Annotated in this window: 16 protein-coding genes; 6 read left to right on the forward strand and 10 right to left on the reverse strand. The window is 47.9% G+C overall.

Going from position 1 to position 16,652, the window contains the following annotated elements; genetic code table 11:
• Positions 1-200: 200 nt before the first annotated feature.
• Entirely contained in the window at positions 201-2,192 is a 1,992-nt protein-coding gene (gene feoB, locus BP758_RS04085; protein ID WP_292368961.1) for a ferrous iron transport protein B, read from the reverse strand.
• Positions 2,189-2,914 carry a DtxR family transcriptional regulator gene (locus tag BP758_RS04090; RefSeq protein ID WP_292368963.1) on the reverse strand — a complete coding sequence of 242 codons (726 nt, stop codon included), beginning with the start codon at positions 2,912-2,914 and terminating at the stop codon, positions 2,189-2,191. Before BP758_RS04090 ends, feoB begins: the two co-directional genes overlap by 4 nt.
• Positions 2,915-3,044: 130 nt before the next feature.
• On the opposite strand from BP758_RS04090, the gene BP758_RS04095 reads away from it, so the two are divergent.
• From BP758_RS04095 to BP758_RS04105, 3 genes are all read left to right on the forward strand, one after another.
• A complete protein-coding gene (locus BP758_RS04095; protein WP_292368965.1) occupies positions 3,045-3,977 on the forward strand; it encodes a response regulator in 933 nt (310 codons plus the stop codon).
• 247 nt (positions 3,978-4,224) lie between these two features.
• A complete protein-coding gene (locus BP758_RS04100) occupies positions 4,225-5,439 on the forward strand; it encodes a tyrosine-type recombinase/integrase (protein WP_292368968.1) in 1,215 nt (404 codons plus the stop codon).
• Positions 5,440-5,951: 512 nt separating this feature from the next.
• Positions 5,952-7,577: a hypothetical protein gene (locus tag BP758_RS04105; protein WP_292368970.1), complete on the forward strand. Its 1,626-nt coding sequence runs from the start codon at positions 5,952-5,954 to the stop codon at positions 7,575-7,577.
• A gap of 98 nt (positions 7,578-7,675) precedes the next feature.
• On the opposite strand, the gene BP758_RS04110 is transcribed toward BP758_RS04105, so the two are convergent.
• The 4 genes from BP758_RS04110 to BP758_RS04125 form a co-directional block, all read right to left on the reverse strand.
• Positions 7,676-8,527 (reverse strand): hypothetical protein, encoded by an 852-nt coding sequence (locus BP758_RS04110; protein WP_292368972.1) that lies wholly within the window; start codon positions 8,525-8,527, stop codon positions 7,676-7,678.
• Positions 8,528-8,664: 137 nt separating this feature from the next.
• Complete coding sequence (locus BP758_RS04115; RefSeq protein WP_292368974.1) at positions 8,665-10,617, reverse strand: type B DNA-directed DNA polymerase; 1,953 nt, start codon at positions 10,615-10,617, stop codon at positions 8,665-8,667.
• Positions 10,618-10,621: 4 nt separating this feature from the next.
• Positions 10,622-10,858 (reverse strand): hypothetical protein, encoded by a 237-nt coding sequence (locus tag BP758_RS04120; protein WP_292368976.1) that lies wholly within the window; start codon positions 10,856-10,858, stop codon positions 10,622-10,624.
• A complete protein-coding gene (locus BP758_RS04125; RefSeq protein ID WP_292368977.1) occupies positions 10,858-11,121 on the reverse strand; it encodes a hypothetical protein in 264 nt (87 codons plus the stop codon). The genes BP758_RS04120 and BP758_RS04125 overlap by 1 nt, the downstream gene beginning before the upstream one ends.
• On the opposite strand from BP758_RS04125, the gene BP758_RS04130 reads away from it, so the two are divergent.
• The gene (locus BP758_RS04130) at positions 11,113-11,403 is read left to right on the forward strand and encodes a hypothetical protein (protein ID WP_292368979.1); all 291 of its coding nucleotides are present in this window, start codon (positions 11,113-11,115) and stop codon (positions 11,401-11,403) included. The genes BP758_RS04125 and BP758_RS04130 overlap by 9 nt on opposite strands.
• Before the next feature lie 348 nt (positions 11,404-11,751).
• Here the strand turns inward: BP758_RS04130 and BP758_RS04135 are convergent, their stop codons facing one another.
• Complete coding sequence (locus BP758_RS04135; protein WP_292368981.1) at positions 11,752-12,156, reverse strand: hypothetical protein; 405 nt, start codon at positions 12,154-12,156, stop codon at positions 11,752-11,754.
• Positions 12,157-12,404: 248 nt separating this feature from the next.
• Between BP758_RS04135 and BP758_RS04140 the strand changes: the two genes are divergently transcribed.
• A complete protein-coding gene (locus BP758_RS04140; RefSeq protein ID WP_292368983.1) occupies positions 12,405-13,169 on the forward strand; it encodes an MvaI/BcnI family restriction endonuclease in 765 nt (254 codons plus the stop codon).
• Here the strand turns inward: BP758_RS04140 and BP758_RS04145 are convergent.
• From BP758_RS04145 to BP758_RS04155, 3 genes are all read right to left on the reverse strand, one after another.
• Positions 13,166-14,452 (reverse strand): DNA methyltransferase, encoded by a 1,287-nt coding sequence (locus BP758_RS04145; RefSeq protein WP_292368985.1) that lies wholly within the window; start codon positions 14,450-14,452, stop codon positions 13,166-13,168. The two genes, BP758_RS04140 and BP758_RS04145, sit on opposite strands and share 4 nt — an antisense overlap.
• Positions 14,445-14,723 (reverse strand): winged helix-turn-helix domain-containing protein, encoded by a 279-nt coding sequence (locus BP758_RS04150; protein ID WP_292368987.1) that lies wholly within the window; start codon positions 14,721-14,723, stop codon positions 14,445-14,447. The genes BP758_RS04145 and BP758_RS04150 overlap by 8 nt, the downstream gene beginning before the upstream one ends.
• Positions 14,724-14,796: 73 nt before the next feature.
• Positions 14,797-15,657, reverse strand: coding sequence for a DNA methyltransferase (locus BP758_RS04155; protein ID WP_292368989.1), 861 nt, complete (start codon positions 15,655-15,657; stop codon positions 14,797-14,799).
• Between the two features lie 193 nt (positions 15,658-15,850).
• On the opposite strand from BP758_RS04155, the gene BP758_RS04160 reads away from it, so the two are divergent.
• Positions 15,851-16,528 carry an SOS response-associated peptidase gene (locus tag BP758_RS04160; RefSeq protein WP_292368991.1) on the forward strand — a complete coding sequence of 226 codons (678 nt, stop codon included), beginning with the start codon at positions 15,851-15,853 and terminating at the stop codon, positions 16,526-16,528.
• The last annotated feature ends 124 nt before the right edge of the window (positions 16,529-16,652 follow it).

Below are 16,652 nucleotides of genomic sequence, written 5' to 3' on the forward strand. Positions count from 1 at the left end.
CCCCGCCCCCTCGCGCTCGACGGGTGGCACTGCTACACCCGTCTCGCTAGGGGGAGCATCAAAAAATTATCCATAGCAGGGGGCGTATCCGCAGCCTGACTGGATATTGCCATACCCCAAATTTATGAGAAATATAAAAAAAAAGTGGCATTCCCAGGGAACTGAATAGTTCTTGCGGGGGAAAAATAAGAGGGGTTTTCCTAACCCATAAACAGGCTCAGTACCCTGAATGCAATCCCGCCGATCACGACTGCTATCACGACCTCCACCGCGGTGATCGCCAGTGACTTTTTCCACCCGAATTCAGAGGCCAGCGCAAGGATCACCGAGATGCAGGGGATGTAGATCATGGTGACAAGCGCGAGCACGATGAGCTGGACCGGGGTGAGGACCGCAGCAAAGTTCGTGGTACCCATGAGCACCGCAAGGGTGAGGATCGTCATCTCTTTCCTGACGATCCCGAAGATCAGCGTGATCCCGACGATGGCAGGGAGCCCGAGCCAGAGGGTGGTGATCGGCGCAAGCGCTGCATTGACCGGGTTAAGCCAGCCGGCCCAGTAGAATGCCTGGATGAGTGCGCTCCCGATGATGTAGGCCGGGAAGACCAGCCAGATGAGCGATTTTGTCCGGGCCCAGGTCTGCTTGAGAACGACCGAGAGCGATGGGATATGGTAGTCCGGCATCTCCATGATGAGGCCCACCGATTCTCCGGGCATGACCTTGAATGCCAGCCGTCCGGCAACGATGATCAACAGGATATCGAATGCATAGAGCGCGAGCGCCCACCAGATATTGACAAACGCGGCAACGAGCCCGAGGATCACCACGGTCCGGGCCGTGCAGGGAACGAGCGTCACGAGAAACGCGGAGAGCAGTTTCTGCTTGGGCGACTCCATGATCCGGCAGGAGTAGCAGGCCGGGACATTGCAGCCGTAGCCGAGGATGATGGGGATGATCGCCTTCCCGTGCAGGCCCAGCTTGTGCATGCCCCGGTCGAGCATGACCGATATCCGGGTGAGGTAGCCGGAGTCCTCGATGATTGCAAGGATCAGGTAGAACGGCAGGACGTACGGGATGACGAGCGTGAGGCCGGCGACCAGTCCGGTAAAGGCCCCGTTTAAGAGCACACTGCCAAGCGATCCGTCGATCACCGGCTCGTACTGCCCGAACTGCGAGAAGAAATCCGCAATCACGGTGGATATCTGTGCGCCGATCAGAAACGTCCAGAGCAAAAGGCCGCCGATCACCGCAACGACCATCAGGTACCCGAAATACGGGTGGAGCGCAATGCTGTCGATCTTATCGGTCAGGCTCTTTTTTACTGCCCCGTCAGCGGGTGTACGGATGGTGATCACTTCGGATGCGATCCGGTCTGCGATCTGGTACCGCTCCGCGCTCATGACAACGCAGACCGGTTCGCCGTGCAGTGTCTCGATCTCCCGGGCGAGCGTGTCGGCAGTTTCGACCGCGGCCGGCGACTGTTCCTGTACAAGCCGTGAGATCGCCGGGTCGCGTTCGAGAAGTTTTATTGCCACCCAGCGGAGAGGGTATGCCGTCCCGACCCCGCCAAGCATTGATGTGATCTTTTTAATCCTTTCTTCGACCTCCCTGCCATATTCGAGCGTGGGCGGTACCGGCCGGTCGCGGACAAGATCGAGGATCGCATCGGTCAGCGTCGGGATACCTTTGCCCCGGATTGCCACCGTCTGGACAACCGGCACGCCGAGAAGTTTCGAGAGCTTTTCGATATCGATGCTGATTCCCTTCTTCTCTGCAAGGTCGACCTGGTTGACCGCGATCATCAGGGGCGGCGCAAGCTCCATGAGCTGGATGGTGAAAAAGAGGTTGCGCTCCAGCGCCGACGCATCGATTACGTTCACGACCGCATCCGGGTGTTCGAGCGCAATGTACTCCCGGGATACCACCTCTTCCATCGAGTACGTGGTAAACGAGTAGATCCCCGGAAGGTCGATGACCCGGATCCGTTTACCCTTGTACTGGAGGAGCCCTTCGGCCCGCTCGACGGTCTTTCCCGGCCAGTTCCCGATGATCTGGTCGACCCCGGTGAGCTGGTTGAACGTCACGCTCTTGCCGACATTTGCATTGCCGGCAAGGGCGATGGTGTAATCGACATCCTTAACCGGGATCTCCTTTTTCGGAGCGCACCCTTTACAGTCTCCGCATCCGCTCACGGCACCCCTCCTTTTTTGGTATCGACAAAGATATTCTCCGCTATCGTATGATCGACGGCCAGTTTGGTCCGGCGCACAAAGACCTCGACCGGGCCGTTTAACGGTGCCTTGCGGGTGACCGAGACGGTTGTCCCGAGCGTGAGCCCGAGATCGGAGAGCCGCTGGACGATCCGGCAGTCGCCCCGGATAAACGCGATCGTTCCTTTCTGCTGCGGGCCGAGATCGGTGATCGGGATAATATCGGCCGACCGTATATCGCTGGGGAGGTGAAATGCCGGGCCGGTCTGCGCGTCGCATTCAGTGCAGCTGCCGATTCCCTTGCTGCACGGGGAGATCGGGCTCCCGTGGGGGCACCGGGCCGGGGCATTGAGCATCCGGCAGAGGGCGTTCTCCGTATCCTCCGAGATCGTATGCTCCATCCGGCAGGCTTCTTCGTGCACCTTTTCCCGTTTTATGTGGAGCACATCGGCAAGGAAGACTTCGAGGAGCCGGTGCCGGCGTTTGATCGTTTCGGCGATCTTCTTTCCTTCTCCCGTCAGGCTTGCCCCCTTGTAGGGTTCATAATGTACAAGGTTTTTTTCCGCCAGGCTCTGTAATGCCTCGGTGACGCTTGCGGGAGCGACCTTGAGACATTTTGCTATGGCAGTTGTCTTCGCAGCACCATCCGTGCCTGCGATATCGTAGATTGCTTCGAGATATTCCTCGACCTGTTCCTGTGCCATCTGAATAATAATTAGGTGTCCCTAAATTAAAATAATTTTGGTTGTCCTAAAAATCTGGTCTGCCGTGAGGGCAAAAGGAACTGATTTAAACCGGACCGGCGATACTGTCACAGCAGTACTTCCCCGGATTATGATCTCTGCACTATACGTCGATGACGAGCCGGCCCTGCTTGAAATCGGCAGGATCTTTCTTGAACAGGCAGGGGATATCCGGGTGGATACGGTAAACTCTGCACCCGAGGCCTTAAAAAAGATCCGGTCGGGTTCCTATGACGTGGTGATCTCCGATTTCCAGATGCCGGTGATGGACGGGATTGCTTTTTTGAGGGCACTCAGAGCGGAAAACTCTCTTCTCCCTTTTATCATCTTTACCGGGAAAGGGCGCGAGGATGTGGTGATCGAGGCGCTCAACTGCGGGGCGGACCATTATATCCAGAAAGGGGGAGCCCCAAAAGCGCAGTTTGCAGAACTGACGCATACGATCCGCCGGGCCGTGGAGCGCAAACGTGCAAACGATACCATCCTGCACCTCAACCGGATCTATTCGGTCCTCTCACGGACCAACAAGGCCGTGATCCAGATCCGGACAAAGCGGGAGCTGCTCAGCGAGGCCTGCCGGATCGCAGTCGAAGAGGGAAAGTTCCTGATGGCATGGATTGGCATCGTCGATCCCGCCACGAAGAAGGTCAACCCCGTTGCGGCCTGCGGGTACGAAGAAGGATATCTCAGTAAACTGTCCATTACCGCGGATAACGTCCCGCAGGGGATGGGACTGACCGGCCTTGCCATCCGCGAGGGCCGGCCCATGATCTGCAATGACATCCTCTCCGACCCGCGGATGGGAAAATACCGGGACGAGGCAATCCGTCGGGGCTACCGGTCTTCCGTTGCGCTCCCGCTCCGGAACGGTACCGCGATTGTGGGCGCAATGCGGATCTATGCAGACGAGCCCGGGTTTTTTAACGACAAGGAACTGGAGCTGCTCCAGGAACTGGTAGAGGATATTTCCTTTGCACTGGGCCTGATGAACGATGCTCCCGATGCACGGCCAACGGATCCGTAAAAGAAGGCTGCGTGAGGAATACGGGAATGTTCCTTTGCCGGAGTGAGCCCGGTGTTTTTTTAAAATCCGGCAAACGCATCTTTTGTGGATTCTCCCGACAGCCCGGCCTATGAATCCCCATCTGAAGGTATTTGAGGCATGGATACCTTAGTTGGTGTAAAGAAGAGGAGTTCATTATCATGGCAATCGACTGGTCAAACGTATCCAAATAATAACGTTTTTGACAAATTAAAACAAGAGATTAAACATGGACTCTGTTAAGGGGAAAAAGATCGATAATTTTATCCAAAACTATACTGGCACAACTCGAACAGGATATCGATCCAGCATTTATCAATTTCTCAATTACAAGTTCAAATTCTCCCGTGAACGTCGTAATCCCACTCCGGAAGAGCGCACACATTATGAAGAGATGGCTGAGATCTATCTTTCCTCAGGGGAAATTAACGTTTTAAAAGATCTCAGAGGGTTTAAAGATTGGATGTTTTCTGATAAACGTCCCCCTCATAGTATTAGTCAAAATATTGCGAATGTCAGAGTCTGGTTGGAACATTATGGTTTTGAGATGTCGGCAAAAGAAGTACGCGAGCTTAAAAAGTACTTGCCTCGCCAGAGAACGGCGGTAACAAGGGAAGATGAAGTTACTGGAGAGACTATTCGAACCCTTTTATCGCATGCAAATCCAACGCTCAGAGCAATCATTTTACTCATGTATTCATCAGGCATACGTATTGGTGAGCTCGTTAAATTGCACCTAGATGACATAGACATGGAGAAAAATACAATTTACATCTCAGATTTGATCTCTAAAAACAGAGAAAGTCGTATCACCTTTTTTACGGACGAAGCAAAGGACGCGTTACAGATTTACTTGAAAGAACGCGACCGAGTAATGGCAAGAGCGGCCAAGTGTACCAAACAATTTGGCCACATTTACAGGGGAGGAGACGAGATATTTGCTGGTGCAACATCAACAATTCGCCAGGCATTTAGTAAAACACTCAAGCGGGCAGCATTCTATCGTGCAGATCCGCGAACAGGCCGAGGTACAATCCATCCACATATCCTTCGTAAATATTTTATATCGACGATGAAACTACAAGGGTGCCCTGATGATGTTGTTGAGGCGTTGGCAGGGCATTCCGGTTATTTGAGCACAGCTTATCGTCGATATCCGGATAGTGCACTCCGTGAACAGTACAACAAATACAGTGCGGCGTTGACAATTCGAGATTATGGATATGAACGGCGCAAACAACTGGAAGATCAGGTAGGTACAATATCTGATCGTCATGCAATATTGGAACAAGAGAATACTGTGTTGAGAGAGAAAGTTATACAGTTAGAATTACTGCAACACCAGATAATGACTGCTCTGCAATCCGATCCTCAGTTCAAAGATAAAATGATAATCGGGAAAGAAAATAAGCGTGTTATCATTTCAACAAAGACCATCGTGTAATGGTAATTAATGGTGAGGGGACAATAGGATGACCCGAATTTTAATTCTTTAATATACCAAGTCGATTTTCTATAACATTCACGTCGTAATAAGAAAAGTCTGAAATTACCCTATCGAGGTTAAATTTTTTTTAAGGTGTGATTTGTATCACACAAACCAGATATTGCCCCATTTTAAAAAATATTACTAATTTGTCGCATTTAGGCTATCATGAAGAGAGGGAATAAATGCTCTAATACAATACAATATATCAATGACTAAAATTGAAAGAAATGGCACGATCTATGTGCAGACGACTGTTCAAATTCCTGCTACGTTACGAGAGAATGCCCACAAACACAAGATTTGCCTTTCGGCTACACTGACTGCTGCTTTAGAGGATGAACTTAAAAACCGTCAGAACGGGGTACAGCAATAATTCACCCATAAAAGACTCAGTGATACACTCATCCACCCCCATTACTTGCTGATGTAACTGGAAATCGCGGATTAAACAGGATACGGCGAATATTTTGATTGAAGACGTACTGTGTGAAGAGCGGAGCGTTTCTCCTAAAGAGAAAGTGTTCAATTACCTCCAGAAGCATCCCTCATCCACAGAACAACTTTCCAACCTTTTTGGCTATAGTGACCGCCAGATACGCCGTTATTTGAAAGATCTGAATGTGATTCGGACTAAAACAGGTCGCAACATCATTTACCGGGTGAATGAGTCGGTTTCCCATGACATCCCCTCAGCATCATATACTACTATGCATGCTGAAAAACCGCTCAAAAAGAGCAGTCGTGATCTAGGGGATATGTCCCCCTTTTCGGGGGAACCCAGATCTTTTTCAGGTAAGAAAATCCCTGAAAATAGCGGACATCATTGCGGACACAAAATACCCAAAAACTCAAAGCAAGAGTACCGGATCCGGAAAAGAGAAGCAAAAGGGCATGGTCATGCCCAGAAATCGCTTCAATCTATTGAGAGATCAGAGCATTTACCGATGAAGGGCATCTCATCATGTCCGCAATCATATTCCCATGTCGAATTGGACAAGATTCAGCTCGTTCTGACCGACAAAAAATTCAGCGATTTGCTAAAAAGGAGAATAATGTCCAGCGTGGGATGGGAAGTTACGTGCAAAAAAGGGCAAACTGTGATACATGTAAATAGCCTCCCACTTAAGATCCAATTATTCCGGAACTCTGTCGTATTTAACAGCTATGACCCCGGGGACATGAGTAAAATAATTGACTGGGTTAGAAAGACCTTTGCTGATGAGTACGGAGATATAGATTCCCTCATAACCCGCCTTAAAAGCCCGTTAGATCTTTGCTCAGGAGAGCTTACTGTTGTTATTGACTATCCTGACATTATTGAAGATATCCGCTCAAATCTAACGCTAAACTATCTGAAGTTGGGTCAATACCTTATTACTGCCCCGAATGATATCATCCCCGGTTTGAAGATTTATGAGCGGGACGACACAATGAGAGTAGAGTTCCTATTCTACAACTCCACTCAACATATGATCGCTTTAAAAATGAGAGTGAATTTGGAGGGCTTATTGCCAAAAATTCACGAAACGCCTGAGGTCTTCAGAAAATTAATAGACACCTACTATCACGTTCAAGTCCCACCTATCATTATTTGTCCGGACAATCAGGATCACATCCAGTCCATGGAACAAGAGATCGCAGTTCTTAAAGAGAAAGTCAATTCCCCAAACAAGACGCGATCAAAACCACCAAAGTCACGCGAACCATGGTGTTCTGAGATACTACAGGAACTTGACAATATCAATCATTCTCTTCAATGGGACGATATTATCGAGATCTTGAAACTTAAGCTTGGTATTGATAATACAGCCAGCAGGGTTTTCCTTGCCGCTTATTCGTCTTGGGCAAAGACGAAGTATAAAGGACGTGTGAGTAGGGTAGACGTATCGTCTGCAATGACCTGCGAAAAGTGTGCCATTTCCGAGGCTGAGTTAACCACGGCGCTTAATGACCTCATACACGCTCATTTACTTGAAGAAGACGAGAGATACGAGATAAAATTTTCTGACGGAGGAAAGGACTTAGGAAATAAAGTGCTTAAGCGGAGAAAACTCGATAGATTACGAGATAATACGGACAATTTTCCAAAATGAAAATATTTCCCCATCTTGGGCATTGTTTCTCCGAACTATAATATCATCACTAATTTTGAACCCAGAACATCACTAACTTTGAAAAATGGAACTTTTAATCAAGTTGTCACTGTGACCTCCCCGTACCCGGCATCGGTCGACTCGGTTGAGACTACTTGACCCCAGTGGAGGATCTCGACCTTGAGGGTACCCTGACCGCCGACATTTACGTTTTTTTGAGCGACTACTACAATAGGCGTACTGACGCCCCGGCCCAGATTAATGGTCTTCGTACCCATCCCATCAACAGATTTTGAGTTGCCATAGTCGATAGTTGCCGACCATGAATAGGGGCAGGAGATCCTTACCTGCCATTCCTGATCAGGTGACAGGGTTGGCGTCGGAGTCGGGTATACTTCAGCGTATAACTGGCGGGCTTTTGCATAACGAAGATTTGACTCTTGAGACATGTTGATTGCGTATAGTCTCTCACTTTCAGCATTTTTCCAGTCTCTAACACGCTCATAGTCCATTTTTTTGAGGATCGCTCTATTAGATTCGATAAGCGCCAGGTTCCCCGCAATGAACTCTTTCTGGGCCGGTTCCATCTTTGAGGAAAGGGTCAGGTTGTTTTCCAAGCTCACTACGTACTGAGCATTGTCTATTTCCAGCTGTACGCATTTGGCACTCCGGTCGATCGTTGCATTTGTAAGGCGCGGGCCAAACTCAGCGCCATATGCGTCTGCTGCCTCCTTACACCCGATCACCGATTCATTATACCCCGGCATGATACCTTTCTGCGCAGTCAACAACTGCTTGTCGTTGTCTTCGGTAGACGTACAACCTGCGGCTAAAATAACCGCGAAAACAAAAATAACGAGCAATAATCGTTTCATTCTGGATAATACCAGCTCTCTAGACTTTAATTCTTCCGATATTTGATTAAAATCGATATTTCTCCATTCAGCCATAGGATTAAAGAGATCTGCCCCATGTCACGAAATTGTTGTATTTAAGGGTTTCACTTTATTGTCGTCGAAGTTTCGCAGAATTTCCCAAAAGGGTACATCTCACCCTTCGTGAGACTAATCGTTAGGATCTTGGTGAACTATACCCTGCCGAAAGCATAGACGATCTCTTCTCGTGCCTTGTCAATCAGTCCCCGGTAGTAGACAGTATCAAAGGTCGTGGCGCACCACGCAGGTTCAACCCGGTATCGCTTTGCGTCGGTCACCACATACTGGATCTTCATCCCGGGTGCAATGTCGACCTTATGATCACGGTATGCCTGCACTGCTGCCCCCTCAATACAGCGATGGGCATATGTGAGGCGACTGATACGGCGGTTGATCACCATCTGTTGGGGGTCGGCCGTGGGGAGGGTCTCTACGGTCTTCCTGAAGATGCTCTCCACTTCACCTTTTAACGCAAAGACTTCGGACAGGGTCTTTGCCCGTGCCATGACCTCAAGCATCTGCTGCTGCATGTTCCTGACGAACTCAGGCGTATCGTGCCTGCGGGCGGCAATCCCCCGGACCTTGATACTGCCATCCGGTTGCCTGCCGTAATACCGGTTGTAGGCGCCGAAGCCGTCGTTCAGAGGCAAAAAGACGATCCAGTCGAAGTGTTCGACTTCAAGAAGGAGGCCGGTCTCATTCTCCACCTTCTCCTTGAGTGCCTCGATCGGCGCCCCCTGCACCCACAGGCAGTCTACGATGCCATGAAGGACTCGGAAGTTCAGTGACTCGGCAATATCCTTGGTCTGAATGAGGATCTCCCGCGACCGGCCCGTGATACCCTCATGGACTTCGATCCGCCCGAACTTCGCATTTCGGTATCCCGTGTACCCGAAGCAGGTCACGAGCATCCACTTGAGGATCGCGTCAGTCCCGGTGAGTGCAGGGTCGGTCTTCTTGAGCCGTTTAGTCGTCACACGGAGGTCAAGAAGGGGTTTAAGGACGGTCGGGAGGAAACCCTGGCGCTCCTGGTGCCCCACGGTCTCCGGGGATAGGTTCGACTGCACGATGATCGAGGGGTACATCGAGGTATAATCGATCTCCTCGACATTCTCATAGATGCCGGGATTGGGTTGGTACATCATCCCGCCCCGGTCGGCGTCCATGAGTTCCCACATCTTTCTGACCTGTTCCGGGTCGCTTTTGCGGAAGGGCACGACTATCCCCTGCCGTACTGCCTCGTAAATCTCATAGCTGCTGATGAGCGTCCCCGGGGTGAGGCGCGAGGCAAGGTTTGGCGGAAGACCGGACAGGCGCGAGGCCATGAGGACACCCGGGAGTCCGCCCTCCCGATAAACGAAGGACTGTTCCGTGTCGATCAGTATGCGTCCGTCCGGGATGAGGGCCGCTTCCTTGTGTTCCATCCGTCCGTAACTCCAGTACGAGCGGGAGGACATTTTGCGATACCTGCCATTTCGTGAAATATTCATCTCAAGGCACTCTTTCTGCGCGAGAGCCCGTATCTTCGGCATCCATACATCCGCGTCTGTCATGAGGAGGACGTCGGGGTTGAACGACTCCACGAGATCAAAGAGATCGGAGAGCACGATCTTTGCCGGCCCGGTTAACCGGTCAGTGCGCTCGCATGTGACGGTGATATCAGAAGGTGCCGGTAATAGCGCAGCGTTCCCATGAATAGAAACCTCCATCACGGTCAGATCGTGGGAGATCTGCGGCGAGAACCGGTCGTCGCCCTCCCCCACGCAGGGAAAGAGGGAATGCTCGGCCATGAAACGCTGATCGCGGCGGACATCGACATTAAAGAGGTCAACGCAGCATTGTGCCTGCCGCTCGATAGCCTCGGCAATGTCACGACCCCCATATACCGCATATCCGGATAATTCCCCGAAAATCGTGCGGATGGCGCACTCTTTCGCCTCGTAGCGTTCCTCAAGTGCCGAGATCATTTCATAATGAAGGGCAGGATCGTGGAAACGGACGTAAAAAGGTGGGTTGTACGCATGGTGTACCCGAGAGACGTTCCCCCGGTCTTTTGTCCAAAGATCGATACCATCATCTCGGTATGCTGAGTCAAAGATCCACACGATCCTACTCCTGCGACTCGGTTTTGTCCTGACTCTTGAGGATCTCAATGAGGACGGAGAACATGGTCGCCTCAAGAGGGTCGTTGCACGCAACGAACGCTTCACTTGAGTGGGTCTTGGCGAGTCTCACCAGCCGCTCGCCGTACTTCTGGTCTTCCTTCTTGAGCGCCCGCGCTGACCGGGCCCATCGGTCTGCCGTGCTATTGACTCCCTGACGGACACTGGGGAATGTCCTGCCCATTATATCACCTCCAATGTCCGTTGCCCGGCCGGCCGCATGCCATACTGCCGCATAATCTTGGTTGTCTGCACCTTGGGGCGCTCAGGTTCGATGGCAACGATCTCGACATAGTGACTGGATTTGCGGGCAAGGGCTGAGAATGTGCGATCGGGCATGGATGTGTAGAGGATGACCAGCGACTCGCGCCCGGTCTCCCTAAGCGCGTCGGCGACCGGTTCGATCATGTTCATTGCGCCGTCAAAGAGGGAGGGGTCATGTTCCACGAAGACAACCGTGTGACCCGACTCTCGGAGTGTGGTGAAGAGTTGTTGGGCAGTGAATGCCCTGCGGGTGTCGAAGTTCGAGGATTGACGGGCAATACCCGGGAGTATCCGGGAGTAGTTGCCCGACACATAGAGGAAGAGGAAGCGCTGAAGATCCGCATTGCTATTGAGGGCATTGACCATTATTTTCTCGGGCACGACCACGGCATTGAAGGTTCCGGGCACGAGGGTAAGTCCCTTGCGGAGTTCGATCTGCATAGGCCCGGAACCCTGATGCACTGAGTGGCATAAAGATCAGACCATGCAGAGTGTGAAAGTGACGGATGAGATAAAAATGAGGCAAAAATGCCCAAACCCGTTTAGATATAGATCAACACTGATTTAAACGGATGTTGTCGTGAGGATCGGTAGGATATTGTTGAGGACCGGCGAAGATCAATAGTTGATGGAAAGGCTATTGAAAATAGCAACGGGAGGTTTTTATTACTATGTCAACGGGTTTCCTCTCTCAAAATAATATATGAGATTATCATAACCTCATCCGGGGTAAAGTCTTCCCATTGTTACTTCCAAAGGGTTAGATAAACATCAAAATTGCTTAAGCAAACTGGGCGTTAAAAATAGGGCAAATTAATACTTATTGAAGGGATTTCCAACCTTCCGGTGTGTTGTTCCATTCTTTTCTTTCACAAAACCAACAAGTGGCGTGGTATCAGGAATGCCGGCTTCTTTTAGGGCTTTGGCCATTTTGGCGCGAGACATTGCCAGACTAACGCTCATGTACGGTGCGAGTGTGATAGGAAAGTTCACAACTCCGGGAAAATTAACTGGAACTTCAGTGATATAATTGGTGTTTGGCAATTCAAATCCCCATGAGGAGATTACAATCGGTTTATCGCTGCTATTTGTGCCTTTTATCCCGATGTAGTGTTCTTGTGAACCTATTATGTGAGTTGTGTGATTTTCTTCCTTCACATTCCATTTATCTCCGGGTCCAAGATACGACTCAAAGTTGATTGTAATTTCCGATGTCATAATCCCCACATTCAACTATAATTATAATCCGGTTCTCTTTTTGTTATATCGCTTATTGTAATATGAGAATTAAAGATCTTTTATTGGTTTGAATGATCGGGATTGTGGACGAAAGAAAGTACATTAACCGGTTTTAAGGCATTCTAAAAACAATTTCAATCACTGTAGTTACACTATCTCTAATTTGTAACAATATTATCCTTATTTTGTATTATTAATATTTGGAAATAAGATTCGAACCTAAAAATATGGTTCCTCCGATATCAGATAATAACATAATTACTACATTCCGCGAAGATTTCCAACGGATTAAAGACATGGGTTTTGTGAGATCAAATCGCGCCCATAATACCGGGATAGGCAAGACGTTTGAGGATCTTATCGGGGTTCACGAGAATAACTTCCAGTTAGTCGATTATATGAACTTTTTAGAATTGAAATCTCAACGCGATTATACAATGAGTATGCTCACTCTTTTCACCAAGTCTCCCGATTTTCCACGAAATGCAAACACTCATCTTCGTGATACTTATGGTGTTCCCGACGAAGAAAACCCGCGTGTTAAGAAATTACACACGACCGCCTCCGGAGCAAGATTTAATTCCGTTTATGATAGGTTCGGGTTGAAACTTGAATGCAACAACGCTGAAAACAAACTGTTTTTACGATTTAAACATCTCAATGATGAGGCCGTATTGCCAGACCGCATATATTACGACTATGCTACTCTCCGTTTTATCGTTGAACAAAAATGCCAAAATATTGCTTACATTAACGCCGAGTCAAGAGTGGTAAATGGGCATGAGGAGTTCAAATACAACAATGCAGTCCTATTAACGGGATTGTCTTTTGAGAAATTCATTGATGGAGTGAACCAAGGTCTGATCCTATATGATATTCGGATCGGTTCGTATAAGAGCGGGAGAAACTTTGGAAAGATTCACGATCATGGATCGGGTTTTAGAATAAAAAAAGCAGATATTCAGAATGTATTTTTAATTACTGAAATTTAACTCATTTTTTCCAAGATAACGATGTATTCTTCATTCATTGTCGATTCTAACTTTCCGACAACGTTAGTTGGACTATTTTTTGAGGGCATTCTCTTGTTTGGGATGTTCCTGATGATTGTCTTATGATGTTTGTATTTATTCTGTGATCGGAACAACTCGACAATAATTTCATCGGTGGGTATCTTTATACCCTTCACGGTTCGGTTACCTACAACAAAACATATGTAACCGCCTTTCCTCATCACACGGTCTATTTCAATGACACACCGGTTGAAATCCTCGTAGAAACTTAAAACTTCTTGAACTCTCTTGATATCTTTTTCCTTGATTGTGGTAATCGTGTCGGAAAGAGATTCCGATCCTAAGTTGGGGATTGCCGTCTTGCTGGGAATTCCACCCAATGAAACCTTGTCAAGCCTCCGAACTGATTTCTCCTCATACCCTAGAAACTCCAATGAGAGGCGGGAGAATTGACCATAAGCAACTGTAGTATGGCTATCCCCGTAGGGTGGCGATGATACAATAATATCAACGCAATGATCGGGAATACTTGTTCTCTCTCTTGTATCTTCATTCAATAAGACAACCTTGCACTTCTTGGCCTTCTGATTGAACTCCTCAAATTTTTTGACATTCGACCGGAGCTTCTTTGAGAATTCGCTTATAGTGTTCGGATTATGTTTACTCAACGATTTTTCAGACATTCGATATAACTTAAACTCACTATTTCGGGTGTTGGAACACAAACGGACAACTTCAGAGAAAGCAACCTTACAGAAGTCGATAATATCCTGTTGAAGCTCCTTGTTTTCAGTGGAGATACCTTCAATATTATTCTTAATGATGGTTAAATCGATTATTACGTCGGCCTTAAACCAAAAATCAATGTTACGAAAGGTGGGTTTTTCAACAGTAAACCCACCAAAACTCGCGGCTTCTTTATCACTAATACACTTTTGGATTAGATTTTCGGTTTCTTCAACCAGAATTGCCTGATGGATTGGTGTCGCTTTGACTTTTGCGATAAGGCGGGCTAATGGATTGATGTCAATCCCATATGCGATTTCAAAATTATCATGTAGTTTTGCCTCCAGTATTGATGTTCCAGATCCGACGAAGGGATCAAACAATACCTTCGCATTTTTCCCGTACATCTCGATGAGCCGCCTCGCGATTTGAGGGATCATCATGGCAGGGTAGGTGTGGAATCCGTGATTGCTAATCTTGGTATCATCTGTTCGAAAATCCCAGTTTGTATCAATATATTTTATTGGTTCACTCATCTTTTACACCAGTATTGATCATCACGATAACGCGTTTGCCCAATGTTGAGATTGAATATAATCGGCCTTTCCTAGTGTCTTCGTTTAAACATTCGACGAGATTAAAGGTCTTTAAGTCATTAAGATACATACTGACATGATTCAGACGGAGATTGCTTTTTTTTGAGATTTCCGATGGCGTGAGTATTTCGTTATTAATAATTTCGAGGATTTCTTGGCGATGTTTGGATGATTTCACAACGGAGATCCCTTTAATGAGTTCATCGTCCATGAGGTACTAAATACGTATAAACTGATATCAGAGTATAATACACTTTAAGTACAGTTTAACTACATCATAGTTTTTATTCTTTGGGTTTCCAAAAGTCCAAGAGAAACTCCATCGTAGTTCCCAAAGAGATATAGTTGCTCGGCCATCCGAATATTCCTACTTTATTGACGAGATTTCGTTTGTCCCAAATGAAGGTATTCCGAAATTCAAAACCCGCGTTTTGAAGTGCTTCAATAACTACAACATGAGTCGCGTATCGTCTATTCTCTTTCCATAAATCGTTGATATTAACGATACAATGAGAATTGGGCTTCATTAATGGGAATATTCCTTTGTAGATTTTTGTCATCTCTTTCTTGAATTTGACGTGGGACATATGCCCTAAATCGCGCGGGTCATCCGAATATTGTTGAATCGTGTCATAATGTTGATTCTCACGAAGATCACCTCGAATACTTTTATTTTTTCTAGGGTGCGTGAGAAAATCAGGATATGGTGGAGAAGTGATGCTTAGTGCAACAGAGTGTTCAGGAAGATATTCGGAAATTCTTTCGGCGGCGTCAACTATTGGTAATTGCTGTGTTTTGCAGTCCAAGCGTGATTGAGATAATCGGTTTTTACAAATATCAATATATTTAGGCTGAAGATCGAACCCAACAGCGTTCCTTCCTAAATCTTGTGCGGCGACAAGTGTTGACCCCGCTCCAACAAAAGGATCGAGAACTAATTCACCTTGATGTGTTAAAAGCTGAATAAAGTGAGCGGGCAGAGAGATTGGGAACATTGCGGGATGAATTGATTTATCACGGATATCCCGTACTTCGTAATAAAACTCCTTAATTGTAACCATGCCGCGAAGCCAATCTTTTGCTGTGACACAACTAACATGGCTATCAGGACAATTACACGTTTTGGTAAATTCAATGTCCAACATTTTTTATTATTAATTATGATGCCGCCCGTAAAAAATCGATCTGATGGGAGTCTCACTGAAGATAAGGAGTCTACCCTCCACAAGGGGTCTTACAATCCTGTCACTTCTTCCGGTTTGGGTGTTGGGCGGATAAGTAATCGGGTTGCCCGGCTATCACATAAACTTGATTAGCCCTTCCACTAGAATCAACCGTATGTGCGGTCGGTACTCCTTGTTGTGCATCGATAACCTCTGCGGACGGTTCAGAGTGATGGATCCTTCGATCGGGTTCAGGTCTCACTTCAACATTGCGCCAGGAAGTACCAATCCCGTGATCGTTGCTCATGAGCGGGCCGAGGTAGTCTTGATGCAGTGGGGACTCGTTCCCCATTGGGCAAAGGACATTAAGACTTCAAATCGTCCCATCAATGCCCGGGCGGGGAGTCTCGCTGAAAAACCGATGTTCCGCGACCTCTTGCGATCCAAACGCTGTCTCGTGCCCGCGAGCGGGTTCTACGAGTGGAAACTTGATGGAAGACGGAAGATCCCATTCTACATTCATCTCACGGACGATCCGGTCTTTGCCTTTGCAGGTCTCTATGATATTTGGCACAATCCGGCGGGGACACTCCTTCAAACCTACACCATCATCACAACAGCGGCCAACTCATTGATGGCATCTATCCACGACAGAATGCCGGTTATCCTTCGACCTGATGATGAGGTTCGGTGGATATCGCGCGACCCGTTACCCGCTGAAGAGATACATCAAATGCTCGTGCCACGCCCTGTAGGGGATATGGAAGCTTACCCGGTATCTGACCGCGTGAACAGTCCCTCTGTTGATGATAAGATGTTGATTGAACCACTGTCCGGTTTGCGAAACGTGTGACCTGCTCGGCTCTCGACATCTCAATAATCGAAGTAATCTATTGATTCTGCCCCAAAAGAAAGTATTTGATATCCTTAAAGAGAATGTGATTTATGTCACATCTGTTTGATGATGAATCTGGTTC

The sequence above is a fragment of the Methanoregula sp. UBA64 genome, from assembly GCF_002502735.1.
Taxonomy (GTDB): Archaea; Halobacteriota; Methanomicrobia; order Methanomicrobiales; family Methanospirillaceae; genus Methanoregula.